Source organism: Janthinobacterium sp. YR213 (assembly GCF_900099875.1).
GTDB classification, from domain to species: Bacteria; Pseudomonadota; Gammaproteobacteria; order Burkholderiales; family Burkholderiaceae_D; genus Janthinobacterium; species Janthinobacterium lividum.
The window spans coordinates 492123-515621 of record NZ_FNDA01000002.1 but is presented as its reverse complement, the minus strand read 5'-3'; the positions used below and the strand labels follow the sequence as shown (position 1 = coordinate 515621).

The following is a 23499-nucleotide window of genomic DNA, read 5'->3' as shown; positions in this document are numbered from 1 at the left end:
CGGCGGCAGACGAAAACGGTGTGGTTTTGTGCATATCCGTGTAAATCTGTATCCCTGTTTTGCGAGGTTTTTTCGCTACCGCGCTGGTTAAAAAACCCCGCATTCTAACGCTCGCATTTGCAATCTCATAAAGTACACGAAAACCTTGTCAATGCGCAACCGGCACGACACGTTTTCGCCCGCTTTTTTGCACGTTACGCGTGCTATCGCACAATCGCGCGCCAAATGCCGCCGCCAGCGTGTCCGGAAACGATATTTACTAGCTGTCTCGCGCGCATTGGCGCCATCAAAAAAATGCGTCGCGGCGCGCGCGATGCGGCGAAAAAATGGCCGCACTTTTCTGTGCCGCCGCATGCGATGCACATGCGCCGCCGCGCCGCTGCGCGCCACGAAAAAGCGGCTAACAAAAAGCGGCATGCGATGCCGCAGCCTGTCTCCAGAACGATGGCGGCGGGCTGGATAAAAACAGGCCAGGCTAGCGCGCGTCACCGGAAGACGCGAGCCGGGAGAGGGCCAGCGCAGTATCGATGAAGGCGCGCAGTTTGGGCTGGCTCTGGGTACGGGCAGGAAAATACAGGAACAATCCACTCGTCGGCGGCACGTAGTTTTCAAGCACCCGCAGCAAGCTGCCGCTTGCCAGGTCACCTTCGATTTCCACATCCGGCATATACGCCAGGCCCAGACCCGAGCGGGCGAAATCGGCGATCAGCGTGGTGTCGTTGACGACCAGGGGCGCGCCGGTTTCCACCAGAAATTCCTCGCCATCGCGCACGAAGCGCCAGCGGTGCAAGGCGCCGGAAGTGTGGAAGCGGTAGGCCAGCGTGTCGTGGCGCACCAGGTCTTCCGGGATCAGCGGCTGCCCTTTCCGCTCGAAGTAGCCGGGCGCGCCAACCACGGACCAGCGCAAGTCCCCCGTCAGGCGCACCGCCACCATCTCCTGCTCCACGGACTGTCCCAGGCGGATGCCGGCGTCGTAACCGTGCGCCAGCAGATCGACCGCGCCATCGTCGAGCGACAGGTCGATGGTCACGTCAGGATAGCTGCTGCGAAAACGCGGTATCAATGCGCGCATGACCAGCGCGCCCAACGCGCGCGGCACCGTCAGCCGCAGATGGCCGGCGGGCCGGTCGCGAAACATGGTCAGCGCCGCGAAGGCGTCATCGATCTGCCGGGTAGCGCCGGCCAGGCTGGCGTACAGGCCCGCGCCGGCTTCGGTGAAGGCGACATTGCGCGTATTGCGCTTGAAGAGCAGCACGCCATGCTGGCGCTCCATCACCTTGACCGCCTTGCTGACGGCCGTCACCGTCACGCCAAGCTGCAGTGCCGCGGCGCTGAAACTTTTGCGCTCGGCGACCGCGAGAAAGGTACGGATACCATCGAGAGAGTTATTTTTCATGCGCGCTCACGCAGCCAATAATGAACCTGAAGTTTAAAGCCTATCGCCGCTGCCATACTATTTCTCTGCAATTGAACGCCATATGATGGTCGCTCCCTACCTCTCCCCCAAAGGAAGCACCATGTCTCTCCTCATGCCGGCAATCGTCGGCGACTACTTTACCGCCGAAAACCATCACGATAGCGACGCCGTGGCGCAGTGCTTCTCAGCCGATGGCGTCGTGCATGACGACGGCCATGCGCACGCGGGCCATGCCGCCATCAAGGCCTGGAAGGAAGCAGGCAGCAAGCAGTACGGCGCCACCATCAGCCCCACCTCGGCCGACACCCGGGGCGCACGCTGCGTGGTCACCAGCAGCGTCAGTGGCAATTTCCCCGGCAGCCCGCTGGAGCTGCGCTTTGCCTTCACGCTCGCCAGCAACCGCATCCAGACCCTGGAGATCAGCGCATGAATACCGATTTCAAGGACAAGCGCGTGCTGATCACGGGCGGCACCAAGGGCATGGGCGAGGCGACGCTGAAACTGATGCTCGAGCGCGGCGCGCGCGTGGCGACCACGGCGCGCGCCGCCAGCGGCAGCTTGCCGGCCGGCGTGCATTTCATCACGGCCGACCTGCGTGCCCGCGCGGGAACCGACACGCTGATCCGGGAAGCGCTGGCCAGCCTGGGCGGGGTCGATATCCTGATCAATAACGTGGGCGGTTCGACGGCCGCGGGCGGCGGCGCGCTGGCCCTGGACGACGATGCCTGGCAAGACGCGCTCAATGGCAACCTGCTTGCCGCCGTACGCCTCGACCGCGCCCTGCTGCCGGCGATGGTGGCACGCCAATACGGCGTGATCATCCACATCTCGTCGATCCAGCGCAGCCTGCCGCTGTACGAGTCGACGCTGGCGTATGCGGCCGCCAAGGCTGCGCTGAGCAACTACAGCAAGGGATTGTCGAAGGAATTCGGCCCACAGGGCATCCGCATCAATACCGTCTCGCCGGGCTTCATCGAAACCACGGCGGCCCACGCGATGATACGGCGCTGGGCCGGCCACGCCGGCATCACCGAAGATGCGGCCCGCCAGAAGCTGATGCAGACGCTGGGCGGCATTCCCATCGGCCGCCCGGGCAAGCCGGAAGAAGTGGCCGAACTGGTTGCCTTTCTGGCCTCGGACCGCGCCGCGTCGATCCACGGCGCCGAGTATGTGATCGACGGCGGCACCATCCCGACCGTCTAAGCCCGCTGCAACAAGCTCGCCACATGGCAAAAGGCCCCGCATCCGCGAGGCCTTTGTGACATGACTGGTAACGCTATCGGCTGGCTTACTCCCAGTTCAGCGCGCCGCCGGTCTGGTATTCCGTCACGCGCGTCTCGAAGAAGTTGCGTTCCTTCTTCATGTCGATCATCTCGCTCATCCACGGGAATGGGTTTTCTTCCTGGGCGAACAGCGGCTCAATGCCGATCTGCTGCGCGCGGCGGTTGGCGATGAAGCGCAGATAGCCCTTGAACATCGGCGCATTCAGACCCAGCACGCCGCGCGGCATGGTGTCTTCCGCGTACGCGTATTCCAGTTCCACGGCCTTCATGAACAGGTCCTTGATCTCTTCGCGGAAGGCGGCCGTCCACAGCTGCGGGTTTTCCATCTTGATCGTGTTGATCAGGTCGATGCCAAAGTTGCAATGCATCGACTCATCGCGCAGGATGTACTGATACTGCTCGGCAGCACCCATCATCTTGTTCTGGCGGCCCAGCGCCAGGATCTGCGTGAAGCCGACGTAGAAGAACAAGCCTTCCATCAGGCAGGCAAACACGATCAGGGACTTCAGCAGCTTCTGGTCGTTTTCCACCGTGCCGGTGACGAACGCAGGGTCGGTCAGCGTGTTGATGAACGGGATCAGGAATTCATCCTTGTCGCGGATCGACTTGACTTCGTTGTAGGCGTTGAATATCTCGCCTTCGTCCAGACCCAGCGATTCGACGATGTACTGGTAGGCGTGCGTGTGGATCGCTTCCTCGAACGCCTGGCGCAGCAGGTACTGGCGGCATTCCGGCGCCGTGATGTGGCGGTAGGTGCCCAGCACGATGTTGTTGGCGGCCAGCGAGTCGGCCGTCACGAAGAAGCCCAGGTTGCGCTTGACCAGGCGGCGCTCGTCGTCCGTCAGGCCATTCGGGTTCTTCCACAGCTCGATATCGCGCTGCATGTTGACTTCCTGCGGCATCCAGTGGTTGGCGCAGCCGGCCAGGTATTTGTCCCACGCCCATTTGTACTTGAACGGCACCAGCTGGTTGACGTCCGTCTTGCCGTTGATGATGCGCTTGTCGTCGGCATTCACGCGGCGCGCCACTTGCTCGGCGTTCGCTTCGGACGGCTCGGCACCTGCCGGCAGGTTCAATTCGGTATTTCCCAGTGGCGCTTGCTGCGCCGGACGCGGCACAGCTGCCGACGTGGTTTCATCATCCCAAGACAACGACATATTCTTCTTCCTTTCCATGCCGGCGAGCCGGCGATCCGCAACAGGCCCGTTGTATCGGACAATGCGGACATTGACAACATTGAATCAGCCCGGCCGTGCCGGGCTGACAACTAAAATCTTACTGGCAGGCTTCGCATTCCTCAAAGCCATCGTCACCCGGACGCAGGTAGCAGGCTTCGCCATCGGCGTCGTCCGCTGCCGCTGCCACTACCGGCGCCACGGCCACTGCTGCTGCCGCCACGACGGCTGCCTGGGCGCTGGTTTGTGCACTTTGCGCGCTGGCCGACATGCCGCCGTCGACTGCCACGGCGTTCAGGGCGCCCGTCTTGGAGGTCGATTTCTCCATGTGGGTAGCGGCGATGGTACGCAGGTAGTAGGTGGTTTTCAGGCCACGCAGCCATGCCAGCTTGTAGGTTTCGTCCAGTTTCTTGCCCGATGCGCCAGCCATGTAGATGTTCAGCGACTGGGCCTGGTCGATCCACTTCTGGCGACGCGAAGCCGCTTCCACCAGCCAGCTTGGCGACACTTCGAATGCCGTGGCATAGATATCGCGCAGGTCTTGCGGGATGCGGTCGATCTTCACCAGCGAGCCGTCGAAGTACTTCAGGTCCGAGATCATGACTTCATCCCACAGGTCGCGCGCCTTCAGGTCGCGCACCAGGTAGCCGTTGATTTCGGTGAATTCGCCCGACAGGTTCGATTTCACGTACAGGTTCTGGAACGTCGGCTCGATACAGGCCGAGACGCCGATGATGTTCGAAATCGTCGCCGTCGGGGCGATCGCCACGCAGTTCGAGTTGCGCATGCCGAACTTGGCGATGCGTTCGCGCACCGGAGTCCAGTCCATGGCCGACGAGGAATCGACTTCCAGGTAACCGCCGCGCTCTTCGGCCAGCAGTTTGACCGAGTCTTGCGGCAGGATGCCACGGTCCCACAGCGAACCTGCATACGATTCATAGCGGCCGCGCTCTTCGGCCAGTTCCGTCGACGCCAGGTAGGCGTAGTAGCAGACTGCTTCCATCGAGGTGTCGGCAAACGACACGGCGGCGTCCGAGGCGAACGGGATGCGCATCATGTGCAGGCAATCCTGGAAGCCCATCACGCCCATGCCGACCGGACGGTGGCGCATGTTCGAATTGCGCGCCTTGTCGACGGCGTAGTAATTGATGTCGATGACGTTGTCGAGCATGCGCATGGCGGTACGCACGGTCTTGGCCAGCTTGACGTGATCGAGCTTGCCTTCCTTCATGTGCGCCGGCATGTTCACGGAACCAAGGTTGCAGACGGCGATTTCATCGCTGCTGGTGTTCAGGGTGATTTCCGTGCACAGGTTCGAGCTGTGGACGACGCCGACGTGCGACTGCGGGCTGCGGATGTTGCAAGGGTCCTTGAACGTGATCCATGGGTGGCCCGTTTCAAACAGCATCGACAGCATCTTGCGCCACAGGTCCAGCGCGGCGATCTTCTTGAAGACGCGGATTTCGCCGGCGGCGGCCTTGGCTTCATAGCCCAGGTAAGCCTGTTCGAAAGCCTTGCCGACCTTGTCGTGCAAGTCTGGCGTGTCCGACGGCGAGAACAGGGTCCATTCGCCTTTTTCCATGACGCGCTTCATGAACATGTCGGGAATCCAGTTCGCCGTGTTCATGTCGTGCGTGCGGCGGCGGTCGTCGCCCGTGTTCTTGCGCAGGTCGAGGAATTCCTCGATATCCATGTGCCAGGTTTCCAGGTAGGCGCAGACGGCGCCCTTGCGCTTGCCGCCCTGGTTGACTGCCACGGCCGTGTCGTTGACCACTTTCAGGAACGGCACCACGCCTTGCGACTTGCCGTTGGTGCCCTTGATGTGGGCGCCCAGGGCGCGCACTGGCGTCCAGTCGTTGCCCAGGCCACCGGCAAACTTGGCCAGCAGCGCGTTGTCCTTGATGGCGTCGTAGATGCCTTCCAGGTCATCCGAGACGGTGCTCAGGTAGCACGACGACAGCTGCGAGCGCAGGGTGCCCGAGTTGAACAGGGTCGGCGTCGAGCTCATGAAGTCGAACGAGGACAGCAGGCTGTAGAACTCGATGGCACGCGCTTCGCGGTCCGCCTCGTTCAGCGCCAGGCCCATGGCCACGCGCATGTAGAACGCCTGCGGCATTTCGATGCGCACGTCCTGGATGTGCAGGAAGTAGCGGTCATACAGGGTTTGCAGGCCGATGTAGCCGAATTGCAAGTCGCGGTCGGCCACGATGGCTTTGGCCAGGCGTTCCAGGTCGAAGCTGGCGAGTACCGGGTTCAGCAGCTCGGCGGCGATGCCCTTGGCGATGTATTGCGGGAAATACGTCAGGTATTCGGCGGCAGCGGCCGCTTGCGGCACTTCCTTGCCGAACACTTCCTTGCGCACCGTGTGCAGCAGGATGCGGGCCGTGACCTGGCTGTAGGCCGGGTCTTTTTCCATCAGCGCGCGCGCCGCCAGGATGGCCGACTTGTGCAGCTCTTCGACGGGCACGCCGTCGTACAGGTTTTTCACTGTTTCAGCCAGGATGGCGTCGGCATCGACGTGTTTTTCCAGGCCGGCGCAGGCGGCGTTGATCAGGTCGCGCACTTCCTGCATGTCCAGCAGGCGGCGCACGCCGTTGTCGGTGACGTTCAGCTGGGGCGCGGTGACTTGCGCGGAGGCGCCTTGCGCTTCCTTCTGCAAGCGGCGCTCTTCCATGTGCTTGGCGCGGTACAGCACGTAGGCACGCGCCACGTCGTGTTCGCCCGAACGCATCAGCGACAGTTCCACCTGGTCTTGCACGTCTTCGATATGGAAGGTGCCGCCGCCCGGATGGCGGCGCACCAGCGCGGCGACGACGCCGTCGGTCAGTTGTTCCACCAGTTCGCGGATGCGTGCCGAGGCTGCGCCCTGGCCGCCGTTAACGGCCAAAAACGCCTTGGTCATGGCGATGGCGATCTTCGAAGGCTCAAATGCCACCACCGCGCCGTTGCGGCGGATGATGCGATAGTCGCCCAATGCCGCGCCCGTGCTCGCCACGCTGTTGGCCGCGCCTGGCGCTGGCGATACTGGCGTTGGATGGATGGAAATATCTTGTGGTGATTGCATTGAAGCTCCCGTTGTCAGCTAAAGTCAGCCTGCAGTTTTGCTGCCGCGTGTGTTGTTGAATAGAACGCCCGATGGTCAGGGTTTCTTCAGGTATTTGTTGCTAAATAGTAAATTCATAGTGCATAAAACAGCTCAGTATCCATCTCGCCACACCGCACTGCCCGGCTGGCGCGAAACACGATCAAGGGTGATAAACCGCCAGTTCCAGTGCTTTATCAGCAATCCGGATAGCTTTGACAATAATTCTGAAAACGTCTGTGATGGCACTAGATATAGTCTTTACATCCAACTTCTGCACTAATTGTAGTACCCATCGAAGGGTGATGCAATAGTTTTCCGGCATCCGCCAGCGTAATTTTTTGTCTTTTCTTATACGATTTCGGTTGACTTTTCAGGGCATGGATGGAAAGCCCAATTCCCGCGAAGTAAGCGCTAACGCAGGCTGCCCGCGCAAGGTTTCCAGCCAGCATACTTGGTAAAAATGCCAGTCAAAAAACGGTCCCGGATCCGTCTTCCTTCCCGGCGCGATATGCTCGTGGCCGCGCACCTGGGACAGCCCGTAGCGCGCCGCCAGCGCCACCGTCAGCGCCGCCAGGACATGGTATTGCCGCCGCTGAAAGGGCACATCGTCCGCGCCTTCCATTTCGATACCGATGGAATAGCCATTGCACTGCGGACGTCCCTCGAAGGTGGACGCGCCGGCATGCCAGGCACGTTTATCAGCAGAAACATATTGCAGCAACGCACCATCGCGCCGCACAAAAAAGTGCGCCGAGACTTGCAAGCCACGCAGGTCGGCGAAAGAAGGATCGGCATTATAATCTACCCGGCCCGTAAACAAGTCCGACACATGCGGTCCGCCAAAGTGGCCGCCCGGCAAGCTGATGTTATGGATCACCAGCAAATCGACTTGCGCGCCGTCCGGTCGCGCATCGTAGTATTGGGAGTCATAGCGCAGCGCGCCATCGCACCAGCCGTCTTCATCTATCGTCCATACGCTCATCAAATAGGGCTTCCTGTATCGTCAATTTCTGCATGCGGTAACGCAACTGGCGCACGCTCAGGCCCAGCTGGCGCGCCGCCCGCGCGCGGTGGTAGCGCGCCTGCACCAGCGCCAGCAGGATCATGTCGCGCTCGGCCTGGCGCAAATACATGTCCAGCGGCAAGACGGGGGGCACGCCATACGCCGCCATGCCGGGCAGGCACAGTTGCCGTTCCGGCAAGGCCGGCGGCGCCCGCGACGGCATGCTGCCCGCCGCCGACGGCAAGGCCAGCCCCTCGAGCGCGATCACGCCGCCGTCGGCAAAGGCCAGCGCCCGCTCCAGCACGTTTTCCAGTTCGCGCACATTGCCGGGAAACGCATACGCGGCCAGGGCCGCCAGCACGGGCGGCGCCAGGCTCACGGCCCGGCGCGGCGACAGGCGCGCGAGGATCACCTCACATAATACCTGCAGATCGCCGCGCCGTTCGCGCAGCGGCGGCAGTGCCAGCTCGATCACATTCAGGCGGTAAAACAGGTCCTGGCGAAACGTCCCGGCCGCCACGCCGCGCCCCAGGCCATGCTGGCTGGCGCACAGGATGCGCACGTCGACGGCCTCGTCAGTACTGCCGCCCAGCTTGCGCACGCGGCGCTCCTGCAGCACGCGCAACAGTTTCACCTGCATGGCCAGCGGCAGGTCGTCGACTTCGTCGAGCAGCAGGCTGCCGCCGTGGGCTGCCTGGAACAAGCCCTGGCGTTCGTGCAGCGCGCCCGTATAGGCGCCCGGGCGGCAGCCGAAGAATTCCGCTTCCATCAGCGCTTCGGGAATGGCGCCACAGTTGACGGCGATAAACGGGAAGCTGGCGCGCGCGCCCTGCGCATGGATGGCGCGCGCCGCCAGTTCCTTGCCCGTGCCCGATTCGCCGCGGATGGCCACCGGCGCGCCACAGCGGGCGATGCGGCCGATCTGCGCGCGCAGCGCCTGCATGGGCAGGGAGTTGCCGCTCAGTTGCGGCGCCGGCGGCATGCCGGCGCCGGTGACGGTCTGCGGACTGGGACGGGACATGGGAGCGCGCCTTTCTGCAATGGCGGCGACGAACCGCCTGCTGCAGATGCTACGCCGGACGGATGCCGGAGGACGTTACGATACGGATGAGCAACGCGCGCCGGCACGCCCTTACAAGGTGGCGTGCGCGTGGCTGCAGTAATCGTGGCCCTTGGCCTGCACGTTTTCGGAGGCCGGGTAGTACACGCCGCAATGGGCGCAGCACAGCATCAATTCGGCATCAGGCAATTCCTGCGGCCGGCCCGGCGGCGCAAACGGATTCGGCTGCTGTTGCTGCTGCGCGCGGGCCCGTTGCTGCATGCTCCGGATCTTGCTGCGGATGGCGAACAGCACCAGGAATACCAGCGCCAGCCAGAATAAAACACGTGTCATGCGAATCCTCGGTGTAAAACCACTTCCAGTACAAAACGGCTGCCGACATAGGCCAGCAGCAAGGTGGCGAAACCGGCCAGGGTAAAACTCAGGGCCGTCTTGCCGCGCCAGCCGCGAAAGCGGCGGCCTGCCAGCAGCGCAGCAAACAACAGCCACGACAGCATGGTAAACACGGATTTGTGATCCCAGTTCAGGGCCTTGCCAAATAGTTGTTCGGAAAACACGATGCCCGACAGCACGGTCAGGCTCAGCAGGATGAAACCCAGGCCGATCATGCGGAACAGCAGTTTTTCCATCGTCAGCAGGGCTGGCAACTGGTCCAGCGCCGTGCCGATGAAGCCGCGGCTTTCGCTGCGCGTATGCAAACGCGATTCCTGCAGCGCCATCAGCACGGCGTGGAAGGCGGCAATCGTCAAGGTGCTGTAGGCAAGCACGGCCACGGCAATATGCCAGCCGAAGACGGCCGACTTGCCTTCCATGTTGACCTGGCTGCCAGGAAAGGCCCAGGCCAGGCCGATGGCGAGGACGGCGCTGGGCATGACCATGCGGCGCAGTCCGTCCAGGCTGAAATTGCGGTTCTCTATCCAGTAGGCGCCCACCGAGACCCACAGCGCGGCCGACAGCATGGCGGAAAAACCGAAGCGCAAGGTGCCCGGCGCCATCAGGTCGAACCACAAGGTGGCGGCGTGCGCCAGCCAGGCAACGCCGGTCAGGCCGGCAATGAGCCGGGCACGGGACGAGGGAAGCACCGCGCACGCCGCGTACAACAGCGCGGCGATGAAAAAGAAATAGATCTGCATAGTTTAAGTTTACACCATAGCCGACAAGCGCGATTCAGGCGACAGCCCGGTGACAGGCACGACGCCGCCATCCAATGCCGCAAGCCTGCCATGATATCGCGCCTGAGGCATGACGGGGTGGCGCACCCTCAAGATTTCGGCAATCTTTCACGCTACCTGTATATATTAGTATGCCGCAAAAAAATGATGGCCCGCTTAAGCGGGCCATCGGGCATTGCCAATATCCGGTTTACTTCACGTTCAGGCTCTTTTTCGCCTGCTCCAGCAAGTCGGTCTTGACCCAGTCCTTGGCCACGGGCGGTTTCGTCATGCGGCCCACGCCCGTTTTCACCATCACGTCCGTGGTGGTCTGGATATGCTCGGGCGAAATGTCATACGAATACGGCGAATTGCTGATCGCGTCGTCGAAGTCATCCTTCGTGATCTGGCCGCGGAACACCACTTCGCGCACATACTTTTCCGCCGTCGCCTTGTTGTCGATAAAGGTCTTGGTGGCTTCGACGAAGCAGCGCATGAATTTTTCCGCCACGGGACGGCGTTCCTTGTAGAACTTTTCCGTCATCACCATGGTCCGCACGGGTTCGCCGATCGGCGTGTCGTACGGTTTGATGACTTCGGTGCCGAAACCCTTGTTGATGGCCTGCGACGATTGCGGCTCGGACTGCATCATGGCGTCGATATTCTTGCCCATCAGGGCCTGGTTCAAGTCGGCGTAGGCCAGGAATACCAGTTGCACATCCTTGCCCTTGGTTTCGGAATACGTCAGGCCAGCTTGCGACAGCTCGGCCAGCAGCAGCACTTCCTGGATGCCGCCGCGCGTCACGCCCACGCGCTTGCCCTTGAGTTCCTTCACGCTGGCAATCTTTTGCCCCGCCCCGCCCACCAGGCGCGCGCCGCCCTTGGCAAAACCGGCCACCACGTAGATGGGCGCGCCGCCGGCGCGGCCGGAAATGGCCGCTTCGGATGCTGTCGCCCCCACGTCCAGCTCGCCCGCGATAATCGCCTGCATCACGTCAAGGCCCTTGGCGAACACATGTTCCTCGACCTTGATGCCGCACTTGGGCGCGATTTCCTTGATGTACGACACGGCGCCGTAATGGGCGAATTTCAAGTTACCCAGGCGCACGACTTCCTGCGCCTGGACGGCGCCCATGCCGAAGGCCAGCATGAGGGCGGCGGCGATACCGGTCTTCAAGGTTGATTTTTTCTGCATCGGGTTCTCCTGTGGTGGTTGGTGTATGCCCGCAAGGGCAAAGCTACGCGAAACACTGCTCTTATTATCAAGAGATAGTACCGCGTGTTGGAGCCAGGGCAACATTTTTTTGCCGGCAGCCACGCTGCCGGCGTTATGACGACCGTCTGTTGCTACTGTCCCGCCAGCGCCACCACCGGGTCGAGTCCCGACGCCTTGCGCGCCGGCATGAAGCCAAACACCAGCCCCGTCACCACGGCGCAGGCAAACGCGCCGGCGATGGCGCTCAGGGAAAAGATCACCGGCACGTCCCATACCAGCAGCAGGCCGGCGACCGTCACGCCGACCACGATGCCGGCCACGCCGCCCACCACCGACACCAGCACGGCTTCGGTGAGGAACTGGCGCAGGATGTCGCGCCGGCGCGCACCCGTCGCCATGCGGATGCCGATTTCGCGCGTGCGCTCGCGCACCGTCATCAGCATCACGTTCATGACGCCGATGCCGCCCACCACCAGGGAGACGGCGGCGATCAGGCTGAGCATCATGGTCATGTTGTCCTGCGTCTTCGCTTCGGCCGCGATCGACGCGGCCGCGTTGCTGATGCCGTAGTCGCGGATGCGGTGGCGCTCGAACATGGTGGCGTCGACTGCCGCCTCCACCTCCGTCACGCGCTTGACGTCGGCCACCGCCATCACCGTGTACGTCGGCTCGCGCTGGCCGAAGACGCGGATGCCGGCCGTGGAAAACGGCAGCAGCAGCACGTCGTCTTCATCCTTCTCGCCCGTCAGCGCCCCCTTCGCGCTCATCACGCCGATCACCTGGAAAGGCACGTTGCCGATCAGGATGCTCTGCCCCACGGGGTTGGCCACATCGGGCATCAGCTTTTCCGCCAGGTGGGCGCCCAGCACGGCCACGGTGGCCATCTCGCGCTCGTCTTCCTCGGTAAAGAAGCCGCCCTTGGCCACCGGCCAGGTCTGGATCTGCGGCAGGGCCGGCCCCGTGCCGCGCACATAGGTCTGCACGTCGAGGTTACCGTGGCGTACCACCTTGTTGCCCGTGACATTCGGCAGCACGTGGGTAATGCCCGGCACGTCTTTCAGCGCATCGAGGTCGGCCAGGGTGATGCTGCGTCCGGGGATACGCGAGCTTTCGCCGCGCGACGCCATGTACAGCAGGTTCGAGCCGAATGCGCCCAGTTGCGCCATCACTTGCTGGCGCGTGCCCAGACCGATGGCCAGCATGACGATCACGGAAGCGACGCCGATGACGATGCCGAGCAGGGTCAAGCCCGTGCGGAAGCGGTTGATCCACAACACGCGCCAGGCGGCGCGCGCCGCGTCGAGCAATTCCGTTCCCAGCGACGCGCCCGTGTCATGGGCGGCGCGCGACATGTCCAGCGGCGGCAGGGCCGTCGACGTGGCGGGAATGGCGACGGCGCCCGAGTCTTCGATGATTTCGCCATCGCTGATCTCGATCACGCGGCGCGCCTGTGCCGCCACCTTGCGGTCATGCGTGATCAGGATGATGGTGTGGCCCGCGTCGGCCAGTTCGCCCAGCAGGGCCATGACTTCGGCGCCGCTGCTGCTGTCGAGCGCCCCCGTCGGTTCATCGGCGAGGATGATGCGCCCGCCATTCATCAGGGCGCGCGCGATCGACACGCGCTGCTGCTGCCCGCCCGACAACTGGTTTGGCCGGTGATCGAGCCGCTCGCCCAGGCCCAGGCGCTTGAGCAGCGCTTCCGAGCGCGCATGGCGGGCCGCGGCCGGCATGCCCGCGTACAGGGCCGGCACTTCCACGTTTTCGCGCGCCGATTCAGTGGCGATCAGGTGATAGCCCTGGAAGACGAAGCCGAACGCTTCGCGCCGCAGCCACGCCAGTTCATCGGGATTCAGGCTGGCCACGTCCTGGCCGGCGAAGCGGTAGGTGCCGTCGCTGGGCCGGTCAAGACAGCCAAGCAAATGCATCAGGGTCGACTTGCCGGAACCGGACGCGCCCACAATAGCGACGAATTCGCCGGCGCCTATCGACAAGGTCAGGCCGCGCAGCACTTCCACGGCCGGTGCGCCGTCATGGCCGCCATAGCGCTTGCGGATGCCTTGCAGTTCAATCAACGGCGCCGCCTGCTCCGGCTGCCCGGGTTGCCCGAGCGACGCGGCCTCGCTCATGGCGCTCACAGCTGGAACCTGCTGCTGCCGCTGCCGGCCGGCTGCTCGCCCGTGACCAGCAATTCGCCTTCGCGCAAGCCTTGCAGCACTTCCGCGCTGAGGCGGTTGCGCACGCCCACGGTGACGGTGCGCGTATCGACCTTGCCGTCCGCATCCATCACGCGGGCCGTAAACTGCCCCGGCTTGGCGCCTTCTTGCGTCGAGGGTTTCAGGGCCGGCAAGGGCACGGCCAGCACATTGTTCGCCGCGGCCGTGACAAACACCACTTGCGCCGTCATCTGCGGCATCAATTCGCCATCGGCGTTATCCACGTCGAACAGCACGGTATATAAAATCACCTTGCTGCTCGACGGCGCCAGGGCCGTGCCGGCGGCAGAACCGCCTGGCACCGGCGGGGCCGGCAGCACTTGCCGCACCTTGCCGCTCCAGCGCCGCTGGTCGCCGCCCAGGGTGGTGAAGTACACGGGCATGTCCGGGCGCACGCGGCGCACGTCCGCTTCCGACACTTCCGTCCACACCGTCATGGCCGACAGATCGGCGATGCGCAGGATATTCGGCGTCTGGTACGTGGCGTTCAGGGTTTGCCCTTCCTTCGCGTCCAGGCCCACCACCTTGCCGGCCATCGGCGCATAGATGCGCGTATAGCCGAGGCGCGCCTCGTCCGCCTTCAGGCTGGCCTGGGTCTGGTCGATCTGCGCCTTCAGGTGGTCGATCTTGGCGCCGGCCGAGGCCAGGGTGGCTTCGGCCGTTTCCAGGTCGGCCAAGGGCGTCGAGTCGAACTTGGCCATCTGCTTCTGGCGCACGTGCTGCTGGCCCGCCAGGCGGTGCTGCGCCTGCTGGTCGGCCAGCTGCGCACGCAATCCGGCCAGCGCGGCGCGGCCCGCATCGACGGTGGCTTGCTGCACGCTGGGGTCGATCTCGGCCAGCAGCTGGCCTTTTTCCACGGCGCTGCCGGGCTGCACGTGCAGGCGCGTGATCTGGCCCGACACCTGCGCGCCCACGTCGACATAGGTTTGCGGCTGCAGCGTGCCGATGGCCGTGACGCTGGCCTCGATATTGCCGCGCTTGACGGGCGCCGTGTCGAATACGGTGGCCGGGCCGCGCGTGGCCCACAGTGCGCCGGCGCCAAACAGCGCCAGCAAGACCACGCCGCCGAGGATGCGGGTGCGGCGGGAAGGCAGGCGGGCCGCCATCAGGAAACCACTTTCAGTACATTCAAAATATCAATCGGTGTCGCCAGGTGTGAAAAGTGCATCGGTCTATCCTTGAAAATGGCAGTCAAAATTACTGCAGAAACGTCACAAGACCTGCCAGCGCGGCGACGGCTGCCAGCAGGGAACTACGAAACAGCAAGCGGGGGGCGTACGGCAACAGCAGGGCCACCAGCAGCGCTCCCGCGCCGATGAAACCCAGCCAGGCGACCACGCCGACGGTGGCGCTCCAGCCAGCCACGCAAGGCCAGATGGCCAGCGCCAGCAGGACGGCACCGGCCAGTTGCAGCGCGCGCCGCACGTTCGGCGCCGCGTCCCTGCCCCAGACCTGGCCGTGATGGCGGTCCATCGCCAGGGAGAGGCTGGCCATACCCGCATACGACAGGCCCAGCGCACAGAGGATGGTATTGATCATGACTGTCCTTCCGTATTGACTTGCAGGCTGGCCGAGGGCGCAGCGCTTTCCCTGGCCGCGCCCTTCCTGGCCGGTTTTTCCTTGCGCTTGTGGACTTTCCACGCGCCCCTGGCGGCCAGCAGGCCGAAGGCCATGCTGCCCAGTTCCACGCTGGCGCTTTCCCAGTCGCCGCGCGCGATCTGCGCCGCCAGGTTGTCGCCCGTGCTCAAGACATTGAGCACCGGCAGCAGCAGGCACAGGGCGGCAAGCAAGCCCAGTTGCTCGATCCAGGCGCGCTTTTCCCCGCGCAGGCAGGCGTGCACCAGCATCAGGAACCACACGCCGAAGAAGGCGCGCACTTCCCAGCCGGCGCGCTGCTCGATGCCGACGGGGATCAAACGGTTGGCCCACAGGAAACCCACGCAGGCGATGGCCAGGCCGGCAATCGCCGCCACGTTCAGGCATTCGATGACGCGGTACACGCGTTGCGTATAGGCGCCGAACTCGCCGCCGGACTTCTGGCGGCGCTTGACCATGAACAGGATGGCGCCCGTGCCCATCATGGCCGTGCCGGCCAGGCCGCAGAAGAAGTACAGCCAGCGCATCGGCGTGCCGCCAAAGCCCACCATGTGCAGGTTCGACATGACGGAGCGCGTCAGGCCCGCGCCGCCCGTATCCGACTTGCCCGGCAGGCGCACGGCGACCTGCTCGCCCGTGGCCAGCGCGTAGCAGGCCCTGCCCGAATTGGCGCTAAGGCGCGTGAGCAGTTCCGCGTCTTCATTCCAGCCGTACATGCAGACGCGCATGGAGGCATCGTTCGGATTGTCCAGCACCACGGCGCGGATTTCCTGGCCGATGGCCTGCTCGGCACGCTGCGCAAACGATTCCAGCGCGGGAATGGCCAGCGGCTGGCCTGTCTTCACGGGCTTGCCCGCATCGTTCCAGTCGGCCAGGAAGGCTTTCTTGGGATTGTCCATGCCGTATTGCGCCACCACGGGGGCCGGCACATAGTCATCGCTGAAGAATGCCAGGCCCGTGTAGGCGATCATGAACTGGAACGGCAAGGTCAGCACTGCCACCGCATTGTGCGCGTCGAGCCACGAGCGCTGGCCCTTGGCCGGGCGGAAGGTGAAGAAATCCTTGAAGATGCGCTTGTGCGTGATGACGCCGCTCACCAGCGCCACCAGCATGATCATGGTGGTGATGGCGACGATCCACACGCCGATGCGTCCCGCATGCAGCTCGTAGTGGAAATCGACGAAATGGTGGCCGCCGATGGTTTCCCGTTCCGTTGCCTCGCGTGCATGCTCGATGACGGCACCCGTCAGCGGATCGAGGTCCGCCGAGCCATAGCCGCCGCTGGGCTGGAACCAGTAGGCGGACAGGCCGTGGCCGGGACGCTGCACGGGCCAGATTTCCCACATGTCCGCCTTCGGGTGTTCCTTCGCCATGAAATCGAGCGCCAGTTCCAGGCGGTGCGCGCGGTCCGTGACCTTCGGCAGCGGCGGATCGTTCGCATGCGCCGCCTCTTCCAGTGCGTGCTCGGGCGTCATCCAGTGGCCGATCGGGTCGTCGAAGACGGCCAGGGTGCCGGTCAGGAAAATGGCGAACAGCAGCCAGGAAATCCACAGGCCGCTCCACGTATGCAGCCAGGCCATGGCCTGGCGCAAGCCGCCCTGCTGCGGCGTCTTGACCACTTTGTCTACCTTGACGGCGTTCATGCGGCACCTCGCGACAGCAGCATGCCGATGCCGCCGCAGGCGATGGCCGGCAGCAGCATGCCCAGCCAGACGCGGCGCAGGTCCTGCACGGCAAAGACCCAGATCACGGCGCAGGTATATACGACGAAGGCGCTCAGGGTGGCCGTCAGCACGGCTTCGGCGCGCGACAGCGGCAGCACGGCCGACAGCAGCACGGCCACGCCGGACGTAAGCGCATAGCCGCCAAAAATGGCGGCCAGCACGCGCGAGAACAACATCATGTTGGCCGATTTCATCATCGCGGCGCTCCCTGCGGCACACGCTGGCTCACGCCATTGCTGGCGTGGGCCGGATTCAACTGCACATTCATAAGCCATGCATCCTTCATCAAGATAGGTCATTCAAAAGTGATTATTTACAGTTTGTAGTTCAAGGTCAGCATCAGGTTGCGCGGCGTGCCCACCAGATTGCCGAAGACATCGGAATAGATGCTTTGGTAATAGTGCTTGTCGAGCGCATTGTTGACGTTCAGTCGCAGTTCGGCGCGGCTGTCGATCTGCCACGCCGCATTCAAGCCCAGGATCGCATAGCGGCCCTGGCGCAGATGGTAGGTGCCGTCCGTCGACTCGGTCGCGCCCTGCCCGTACAGCGAGGCGCCGACGCGCCAGCCCTGCGCGGCGCCGGACAGGCGGTAGCTGGTGGCCAGCTTGAGCTGCTGGCGCGGATAGCGGCTGTTGAAATCCTTGCCGATATTGGCCGGATCGCTGTCGCGCGTAAATTGCGCCTTCACATACGTAAAACCGGCCGACAGCTGCCAGTCGGGCGTCAGCGCGCCCGCCACGTCCAGCTCCACGCCTTCGCTGCGCACTTCGCCCGACGCGCGCTGGCAATAGCCCCAGGTGCTGCCGGGGCAGGGATTGGGGCCAGCCAGGTCGTCCACGCCCCGGTTTTGCTGGCGGATCTGGAACACGGCCGCGCTGGCATTGAGGGCGCCGCCAAAGTATTCGCCTTTCACGCCCGCTTCATAGTTGGTGCCGCTGATCGGCTTCAGGGGCTGCCCATTGGCGTCGGTGGAAGCCTGCGGCTGGAAGATTTCGGTCCAGCTGGCGTACACGGAATGCTGCTTGTCGAGGTCATACACGACGCCGGCGTACGGCGTGAATTCGCGCGCCACCGAGTAGCCGGCATCGTCCTTGTACCAGCTTACGCGCCCGCCCAGCACCAGCGACAGCGGCTCGGCCAGGCGCATGCGCGTGCCCGCATACACGCCGCTTTGCTCGGTGATGCTGGCCGTGCGCCACTGCGCGTAATTGATGACGGGACGCGCCACGCTGCCCGTATCCCAGTTGAACGGGTCGAGCACCGGCGCCGCCGCGCCCCAGCTGTACGGCGCCCAGCCGCCATAGCTGTTTTTCGACGAACGGCGGTGGCTGGCGCCGACCGTCAGCTCGTGCTCGCGGCCGAACAGGCTGTAGCTGCCCGTGGCATACGCGTCATAGCTGGTGTTGGCCAGTTCGGCGCGGTAGCTTTGCGAATTGAAGCGCAGGGTGTCGCCGCGGCGGCTGATTCCGGAAAACGTCGTGTCGATCTCGGGCGTCTTGCGCGTGGCCGCCAGCTTGGCCTTCCAGCCGTTGGCGAAGCGGTGTTCCAGTTCCGCGAAGATGGTCTTGTCCGTCTGGCGCCAGCCATCGAAGTCGGTGCCCAGATAAGTCGAGCGGGGCAAGTTCAAAAAAGTGCCGTCGGCGGCCGTTACCACGCCCGTGGTGACGCCGTCGTTATCCGTCTTGCGGTAGTGGGCGCCCAGGGTCAACGTGGTATCGGGGCGCAGGTCGGCCTCGATGATGCCGTACAGCTGGTGATTGCGGCCATGCAGCACGTCGACAAAATCCTTCTTGTCCTGCACCGTCGCGACGATGCGCCCGCGCAGGGTCTTCGCTTCGTTGAGCGCGTTGGCCGCATCGGCTTCCAGGCGGTAGTTGCTCCAGCTGCCGATGCTGGCCGAGAACGACGCTTGCGGCGTGGCCGTCGGGCGCTTGCGCACCAGGTTGATGGCGGCGCTGGGCGTGCCGCTGCCCGTCATCAAGCCCGTGGCGCCGCGCACCACTTCGATGCGGTCATAGATGGCCAGGTCGTCATTGTCTCCATTGAAGGTGCCGTTCGCGCCCAGGCTGGTAGGCAAGCCGTCGAACAGGATGTTGTCGACTGGAAAGCCGCGTGCGCTGAAACTGCCGGAATCGCCCGTAAAGTTGCCCTTTTGCATGACCAAACCCGTGATCGACTGCACGGCGTCATCCAGGGTGGTGATGCCCAGGTCGTCGATCTGCTGGCGCGTCAGCACGCTGACGGACTGCGGCGTCTCGCGCAGCGACAGGTTCAGCTTGGTTGCCGTATTGCTCACGCCCATCGTATACGAGCCGCTGCCTTCCGTCGTCGCCTCGCGCCCTGCCGTGACGGACACGCCAAGCATGGTTTGCTCGGTGGCGGGCGTGGCTGGCACCTGCTGCGCCAACGCGGAGGTACCGGCGGCCAGACACAAGGCCGTCACGGCCAGCGCCAGCGGATGCCGCTGAGGACGATGCGATACGAAATTGACAAGATGCGAAACCTGTTGCATGAAAAATCCTGAAAAGTGGCGTCATGAGACGGTAAAAAACAGCCGCCCTACCCTGTAGGTGCCGCGAAAACGAAAAACGGGCAGTCCGGCTGCAAATATTTTTTGTGGGGTGCTACGGCGCCGGTTCGACCGTCACCCAATACCGCGTGCGGCTGCGCACCTGCACCGGCAGCGAGTTGGGCAGCATGTTCAAAATGCGCTGGGTGTCGGCCAGCGGGAACACGCCCGACAGGCGCAGCTGGGCCACTTGCGGCGCGCAGTCGATCACGCCGGGGCGGTAACGGGCCAGGTCGGCCAGGAAATCGCCCAGGGTCACGTCATCGACGATCAGCTGCCCGCGCGACCAGGCGTCCGCATATGCACCGATGGCGTGCGGCGCGTCTGGCGCCTGACGGGAAAATGCCACGCCGTGCCCGGCCGCCAGCAGCAAGGGCGCGCCGATGCCATCGCGGGGGCGGATTTCAACGGCGCTTTCAAACACGTCCACCGTGCTGTAGTCATCCTGCTGGCGCACGGAAAAGCGCGTGCCCAGCGCGCGCACCAAGCCTTCGCGCGTGGCCACTTCCAGCGGCGCGTCGCTGCCGATGCCGTGACCGCTGACGACGAGGATTTCGCCGGCCAGCAGCTCGATCAGGCGGCGGCTGGCGTCGAAACGCACATTCACGGCCGAATCCGTATTCAAGCTGAGTACGCTGCCATCGTCCAGCACTATCTCGCGCCTGTCGCCCGTGGCCGTGCGGTAGTCGGCACGCAGGACGCGCACGCCATCCCAGGCGCCCGTCTGCGCGGCCAGCATGCCGCCGCCGGCCGCCACGCCCAGCCACGCCAGCAACTGGCGCCGCTTGCCGTTGACGGCTTTCTGCTGCGTGCCCGCCAGCGCCTGCGCGGCCGCACCGCGGTGCAAGCCGCGGAACCGCTGCGACACCGCTTCGATATGCTGCCAGGCCAGTTCATGCTCAGGGTCGGCTTCGCGCCAGCACTGCCAGGCGGCGTGTTCCTGCTCGCTGGCCTCGTCCGACATCAATACGGTCAGCCACTCGGCCGCCTGCAGCTGCACTTCCTCGCCGATGGCCGCAGCGGCCGCGGGTTCTGCCACCGTGCTCATGCGGGCAGGGAGAAAAACACCTGGCGGTTGGCGCGCGTCAGGTATTGCTTGACCGAGCTGGCCGATACGTTCAGGCGCGCGGCGATCTCGGCATAGCTGAGACCTTCGAGCTGCGCCAGCAAGAACGCCGTGCGCACGGGACCCGGCAAGCCGTCGAGGGCCACATCGATCTGCTGCAAGGCTTCCAGCGCCAGCAGCCGTTCTTCCGGCGCGGGCGCCACCTCGGGCGGCAGGCAGGCCAGCGCCTCCAGATAGGCGTCTTCCAGCACCTGCCGGCGGTAGCGGTGCGCCACCAGACGCCGCGCGATGGTGGCGAGAAACGGCCGCGCCTCGCGGATCTGCGGCGCCGTGCCGTTGGTCAGCACGCTGATGAAGGTGTCTTGCGCCAGGTCCGCCGCCTCGCCCGCATTGCCCAGCTTATGCCGCAGCCAGCCCTGCAGCCAGCCATGATGGCTGCTGTAGAGCGCGTGCAGGTCTTGTTGCTGTGCAAAATCGGCGGCCGACATGGCATCCCTTTCCGCTCAGGCGTGCGGCACCCGAGAATGTAAATAAGAATTATTCTCATTTTAACCGTGTTTTTGACTTTCATGCAATCGCGGCATTGCCAGAAATACCAACTAATTCAAAAGCAGGCCAACCGCCAGGCGATGCAGCACAGGACCGCCAGCCAACCGCGATAAGGTAAAATGACGGCCATCGTCCGGCTTTCGCCGCCCACTCCCAAGCTTTTCATTGCAGGTTCATCATGCTAGATAATCTCACCCAACGGCTTGCCAAAGTCGTCAAGACCATGCGCGGCGAGGCGCGCCTGACCGAGGCGAACACCGCCGACATGCTGCGCGAAGTGCGCCTGGCGCTGCTCGAAGCCGACGTCGCCCTGCCCGCCGTGCGCGAATTCATCGCCAAAGTCAAAGAAAAAGCCATGGGCGAGGATGTCATTTCCTCGCTCACGCCAGGCCAGGCCCTGGTTGGCGTGGTGCAGCGCGAGCTGGCCGCCCTGATGGGCGCCGACCTGGGACCGGAAGCGTCGCAGATCAGCTTTGCGCAGCAGCCGCCCGCCATCATCCTGATGGCCGGTTTGCAGGGTGTGGGTAAAACCACCACCGTCGGCAAGCTGGCGAAATACCTGAAGGAAGAAAAGAAGAAGAAAGTGCTGACCGTCTCGGCCGACGTGTACCGTCCCGCCGCGATCGCCCAGCTGCAATCGGTCACCGCCCAGGTAGGCGCCGACTTCTTCCCGTCTTCCAGCACGGACAAGCCGGTCGATATCGCCCTGGCCGCGCTGGACTGGGCGAAAAAGCACTACCACGACGTGCTGATCATCGATACGGCGGGCCGCCTCGGTATCGACGAAGAGATGATGCGAGAAATCGCCGCCGTCCACGGCGCCGTGAAACCGATCGAAACCCTGTTCGTCGTCGACGCCATGCTGGGCCAGGACGCCATCAACACGGCGAAAGCGTTTAACGATGCGCTGCCGCTGACCGGTATCGTGCTGACCAAGCTCGATGGCGATGCGCGCGGCGGTGCGGCCCTGTCCGTGCGCCACATCACGGGCAAACCGATCAAGTTTGCCGGCGTCTCGGAAAAACTCGACGGCCTGGAAGCATTCGACCCGACCCGCATGGCCAACCGCATCCTGGGCATGGGCGACATCCTCGCCCTGGTGGAAGAGGCGCGCAAGGGCGTCGACAGCAAGGCGGCGGCCGACCTGGCGCAAAAGATCAAGGTCGGCGGCAAGTTCGACATGAACGATTTCAAGGCGCAGCTGGGCCAGATGAAGAAAATGGGCGGCATGGCCAACCTGATGGACAAGCTGCCAGCCCAGTTCCAGCAGGCGGCAGGCGGCAAGAACATGGATCAAGCCGACAAGCAGGTACGCCGCATGTGCGGCATCATCGACTCGATGACGCCGCAGGAACGCGCCAAGCCTGAACTGATCAAGGCCACGCGCAAACGCCGCATCGCCGCCGGCGCCGGCGTGCAAGTGCAGGAAGTGAACCGCATGCTGACGCAATTCGAGCAAATGCAGACGATGATGAAGAAATTGTCGGGTGGCGGCATGATGAAGATGATGCGCTCCATGAAGGGCATGATGCCCGGCATGAGGTAGTGGAAGGCGTCAAAATCCGCTGCGCGGTGGTCTTTGCGGCCGGCGATGCTCACCGTACTTCAGTACGGTTGCGCTTCCCGGCCACAAATACCATCCCCTCGCTGTGATTTTGAAAGCCTTTTTTACGCCGCGTGAGACGTAGTTCAAGTCAAGAAACACCGTTATAAAATCATGCCGGATTGCATTTTCATGGCGTCCGGCATCATTTCCTCCCTCCCCGCAGTACCCCTCCCCGCATAGCCAGCAACCATGCCATTTACGGGCAAAAACGCCGTTCTGCGCCCCCAAGCGGTGCGCCCGGGCGACAGCATGGTCATTTCCCTGCTTTTTCCTCGTGAAAACGTGAAAAACACTTGCATACAAGGTAAATCCACACCAATATTAGCCGTGCGATTAATTGCGCAATTTCCCATGTGTTTGTTAAGGAGGCTCGAAGATGGCAACAGCCAAAAAAACCCCAGTAGCAGCGCCAGCCAAAGCAGCAGCAGCCAAGCCTGCAGCCGCCAAGAAAGCAGCACCCGCAGCCAAAGCAGCAGCTAAACCAGCAGCGGCGAAGAAAGCGGCAGCACCGGCAACACCACGCAAGCCAAACGCAGCATTCATGAAAGCAATGACGCCATCGAAAGAGCTGGCCGCCGTTGTTGGCGCAGCACCACTGCCGCGCACGGAAGTGACCAAAAAGGTATGGGATTACATCAAAAAACTCGATCTGCAAGATCCGGCCAACCGCCGCATGATCAATGCGGACGACAAGCTGAAAGCAGTTTTCGGCGGCAAAGCCCAAGTCTCCATGTTTGAAATGACGAAACTGATCTCCGATCATTTGAAATAATCAGATACGCACAG

21 protein-coding genes are annotated in these 23499 nt (G+C 63.6%); 4 read left to right on the top strand and 17 right to left on the bottom strand.

Features of this window, described 5'->3' with window-relative positions; translation table 11 throughout:
• Positions 1 to 87: 87 nt before the first annotated feature.
• Complete coding sequence (locus tag BLT98_RS28770; RefSeq protein ID WP_139179230.1) at positions 88 to 417, bottom strand: hypothetical protein; 330 nt, start codon at positions 415 to 417, stop codon at positions 88 to 90.
• Between the two features lie 58 nt (positions 418 to 475).
• Positions 476 to 1396: a LysR family transcriptional regulator gene (locus BLT98_RS11465; RefSeq protein WP_034780258.1), complete on the bottom strand. Its 921-nt coding sequence runs from the start codon at positions 1394 to 1396 to the stop codon at positions 476 to 478.
• Between the two features lie 121 nt (positions 1397 to 1517).
• Here BLT98_RS11465 and BLT98_RS11460 point away from each other — a divergent pair, with 121 nt between their 5' ends.
• Together BLT98_RS11460 and BLT98_RS11455 are read left to right on the top strand one after the other, a co-directional pair.
• Complete coding sequence (locus BLT98_RS11460; RefSeq protein WP_170846363.1) at positions 1518 to 1847, top strand: nuclear transport factor 2 family protein; 330 nt, start codon at positions 1518 to 1520, stop codon at positions 1845 to 1847.
• Positions 1844 to 2620, top strand: coding sequence for an SDR family oxidoreductase (locus tag BLT98_RS11455; protein WP_092607802.1), 777 nt, complete (start codon positions 1844 to 1846; stop codon positions 2618 to 2620). The genes BLT98_RS11460 and BLT98_RS11455 overlap by 4 nt, the downstream gene beginning before the upstream one ends.
• Before the next feature lie 85 nt (positions 2621 to 2705).
• Here the strand turns inward: BLT98_RS11455 and BLT98_RS11450 are convergent, their stop codons facing one another.
• The 15 genes from BLT98_RS11450 to BLT98_RS11380 all read right to left on the bottom strand — a co-directional run bounded on the left by BLT98_RS11450 (position 2706) and on the right by BLT98_RS11380 (position 21046).
• The gene (locus tag BLT98_RS11450) at positions 2706 to 3857 is read right to left on the bottom strand and encodes a ribonucleotide-diphosphate reductase subunit beta (protein ID WP_034780261.1); all 1152 of its coding nucleotides are present in this window, start codon (positions 3855 to 3857) and stop codon (positions 2706 to 2708) included.
• A 118-nt stretch (positions 3858 to 3975) separates the two neighbouring features.
• A complete protein-coding gene (locus BLT98_RS11445) occupies positions 3976 to 6939 on the bottom strand; it encodes a ribonucleoside-diphosphate reductase subunit alpha (protein WP_092607799.1) in 2964 nt (987 codons plus the stop codon).
• A 391-nt stretch (positions 6940 to 7330) separates the two neighbouring features.
• Positions 7331 to 7942: a 1,6-anhydro-N-acetylmuramyl-L-alanine amidase AmpD gene (gene ampD, locus BLT98_RS11440; RefSeq protein ID WP_092607796.1), complete on the bottom strand. Its 612-nt coding sequence runs from the start codon at positions 7940 to 7942 to the stop codon at positions 7331 to 7333.
• Complete coding sequence (locus BLT98_RS11435; protein WP_092607793.1) at positions 7920 to 8984, bottom strand: sigma 54-interacting transcriptional regulator; 1065 nt, start codon at positions 8982 to 8984, stop codon at positions 7920 to 7922. Before BLT98_RS11435 ends, ampD begins: the two co-directional genes overlap by 23 nt.
• 111 nt (positions 8985 to 9095) lie before the next feature.
• Positions 9096 to 9356: a PP0621 family protein gene (locus tag BLT98_RS11430; protein ID WP_034780264.1), complete on the bottom strand. Its 261-nt coding sequence runs from the start codon at positions 9354 to 9356 to the stop codon at positions 9096 to 9098.
• Complete coding sequence (gene ccsA, locus BLT98_RS11425; protein ID WP_034780265.1) at positions 9353 to 10156, bottom strand: cytochrome C assembly family protein; 804 nt, start codon at positions 10154 to 10156, stop codon at positions 9353 to 9355. The genes BLT98_RS11430 and ccsA overlap by 4 nt, the downstream gene beginning before the upstream one ends.
• A 229-nt stretch (positions 10157 to 10385) precedes the next feature.
• Positions 10386 to 11324, bottom strand: coding sequence for an ABC transporter substrate-binding protein (locus BLT98_RS11420; protein ID WP_244517486.1), 939 nt, complete (start codon positions 11322 to 11324; stop codon positions 10386 to 10388).
• Between the two features lie 197 nt (positions 11325 to 11521).
• A complete protein-coding gene (locus BLT98_RS11415) occupies positions 11522 to 13516 on the bottom strand; it encodes a MacB family efflux pump subunit (RefSeq protein ID WP_092607786.1) in 1995 nt (664 codons plus the stop codon).
• A gap of 5 nt (positions 13517 to 13521) precedes the next feature.
• A complete protein-coding gene (locus BLT98_RS11410) occupies positions 13522 to 14709 on the bottom strand; it encodes an efflux RND transporter periplasmic adaptor subunit (protein WP_092607783.1) in 1188 nt (395 codons plus the stop codon).
• 91 nt (positions 14710 to 14800) lie between these two features.
• The gene (locus tag BLT98_RS11405; RefSeq protein WP_070281569.1) at positions 14801 to 15142 is read right to left on the bottom strand and encodes a DUF3325 domain-containing protein; all 342 of its coding nucleotides are present in this window, start codon (positions 15140 to 15142) and stop codon (positions 14801 to 14803) included.
• Complete coding sequence (locus tag BLT98_RS11400) at positions 15139 to 16842, bottom strand: PepSY-associated TM helix domain-containing protein (RefSeq protein ID WP_092607780.1); 1704 nt, start codon at positions 16840 to 16842, stop codon at positions 15139 to 15141. Before BLT98_RS11400 ends, BLT98_RS11405 begins: the two co-directional genes overlap by 4 nt.
• On the bottom strand, positions 16839 to 17120 hold the full coding sequence (locus BLT98_RS11395; protein WP_092607777.1) for a hypothetical protein: 282 nt from the start codon (positions 17118 to 17120) through the stop codon (positions 16839 to 16841). Before BLT98_RS11395 ends, BLT98_RS11400 begins: the two co-directional genes overlap by 4 nt.
• A 116-nt stretch (positions 17121 to 17236) precedes the next feature.
• Positions 17237 to 19435, bottom strand: coding sequence for a TonB-dependent siderophore receptor (locus tag BLT98_RS11390; protein WP_092607774.1), 2199 nt, complete (start codon positions 19433 to 19435; stop codon positions 17237 to 17239).
• 112 nt (positions 19436 to 19547) lie between these two features.
• A complete protein-coding gene (locus BLT98_RS11385) occupies positions 19548 to 20531 on the bottom strand; it encodes a FecR domain-containing protein (RefSeq protein WP_244517465.1) in 984 nt (327 codons plus the stop codon).
• Between the two features lie 5 nt (positions 20532 to 20536).
• Entirely contained in the window at positions 20537 to 21046 is a 510-nt protein-coding gene (locus BLT98_RS11380; RefSeq protein ID WP_070255996.1) for a sigma-70 family RNA polymerase sigma factor, read from the bottom strand.
• Positions 21047 to 21285: 239 nt separating this feature from the next.
• On the opposite strand from BLT98_RS11380, the gene ffh reads away from it, so the two are divergent.
• Together ffh and BLT98_RS11370 are read left to right on the top strand one after the other, a co-directional pair.
• Positions 21286 to 22653 carry a signal recognition particle protein gene (gene ffh / locus BLT98_RS11375; protein WP_034780269.1) on the top strand — a complete coding sequence of 456 codons (1368 nt, stop codon included), beginning with the start codon at positions 21286 to 21288 and terminating at the stop codon, positions 22651 to 22653.
• Between the two features lie 436 nt (positions 22654 to 23089).
• Positions 23090 to 23485, top strand: coding sequence for an SWIB/MDM2 domain-containing protein (locus BLT98_RS11370; protein WP_071653383.1), 396 nt, complete (start codon positions 23090 to 23092; stop codon positions 23483 to 23485).
• The last annotated feature ends 14 nt before the right edge of the window (positions 23486 to 23499 follow it).

Coding starts and splice junctions, on each gene's coding strand:
- BLT98_RS28770 (WP_139179230.1), bottom strand. CDS start 417: ATGCCGCTTTTTGTTAGCCGCTTTTTCGTGGCGCGCAGCGGCGCGGCG.
- BLT98_RS11465 (WP_034780258.1), bottom strand. CDS start 1,396: ATGAAAAATAACTCTCTCGATGGTATCCGTACCTTTCTCGCGGTCGCC.
- BLT98_RS11460 (WP_170846363.1), top strand. CDS start 1,518: ATGTCTCTCCTCATGCCGGCAATCGTCGGCGACTACTTTACCGCCGAA.
- BLT98_RS11455 (WP_092607802.1), top strand. CDS start 1,844: ATGAATACCGATTTCAAGGACAAGCGCGTGCTGATCACGGGCGGCACC.
- BLT98_RS11450 (WP_034780261.1), bottom strand. CDS start 3,857: ATGTCGTTGTCTTGGGATGATGAAACCACGTCGGCAGCTGTGCCGCGT.
- BLT98_RS11445 (WP_092607799.1), bottom strand. CDS start 6,939: ATGCAATCACCACAAGATATTTCCATCCATCCAACGCCAGTATCGCCA.
- ampD (WP_092607796.1), bottom strand. CDS start 7,942: ATGAGCGTATGGACGATAGATGAAGACGGCTGGTGCGATGGCGCGCTG.
- BLT98_RS11435 (WP_092607793.1), bottom strand. CDS start 8,984: ATGTCCCGTCCCAGTCCGCAGACCGTCACCGGCGCCGGCATGCCGCCG.
- BLT98_RS11430 (WP_034780264.1), bottom strand. CDS start 9,356: ATGACACGTGTTTTATTCTGGCTGGCGCTGGTATTCCTGGTGCTGTTC.
- ccsA (WP_034780265.1), bottom strand. CDS start 10,156: ATGCAGATCTATTTCTTTTTCATCGCCGCGCTGTTGTACGCGGCGTGC.
- BLT98_RS11420 (WP_244517486.1), bottom strand. CDS start 11,324: ATGCTGGCCTTCGGCATGGGCGCCGTCCAGGCGCAGGAAGTCGTGCGC.
- BLT98_RS11415 (WP_092607786.1), bottom strand. CDS start 13,516: ATGAGCGAGGCCGCGTCGCTCGGGCAACCCGGGCAGCCGGAGCAGGCG.
- BLT98_RS11410 (WP_092607783.1), bottom strand. CDS start 14,709: ATGGCGGCCCGCCTGCCTTCCCGCCGCACCCGCATCCTCGGCGGCGTG.
- BLT98_RS11405 (WP_070281569.1), bottom strand. CDS start 15,142: ATGATCAATACCATCCTCTGTGCGCTGGGCCTGTCGTATGCGGGTATG.
- BLT98_RS11400 (WP_092607780.1), bottom strand. CDS start 16,842: ATGAACGCCGTCAAGGTAGACAAAGTGGTCAAGACGCCGCAGCAGGGC.
- BLT98_RS11395 (WP_092607777.1), bottom strand. CDS start 17,120: ATGATGAAATCGGCCAACATGATGTTGTTCTCGCGCGTGCTGGCCGCC.
- BLT98_RS11390 (WP_092607774.1), bottom strand. CDS start 19,435: ATGCAACAGGTTTCGCATCTTGTCAATTTCGTATCGCATCGTCCTCAG.
- BLT98_RS11380 (WP_070255996.1), bottom strand. CDS start 21,046: ATGTCGGCCGCCGATTTTGCACAGCAACAAGACCTGCACGCGCTCTAC.
- ffh (WP_034780269.1), top strand. CDS start 21,286: ATGCTAGATAATCTCACCCAACGGCTTGCCAAAGTCGTCAAGACCATG.
- BLT98_RS11370 (WP_071653383.1), top strand. CDS start 23,090: ATGGCAACAGCCAAAAAAACCCCAGTAGCAGCGCCAGCCAAAGCAGCA.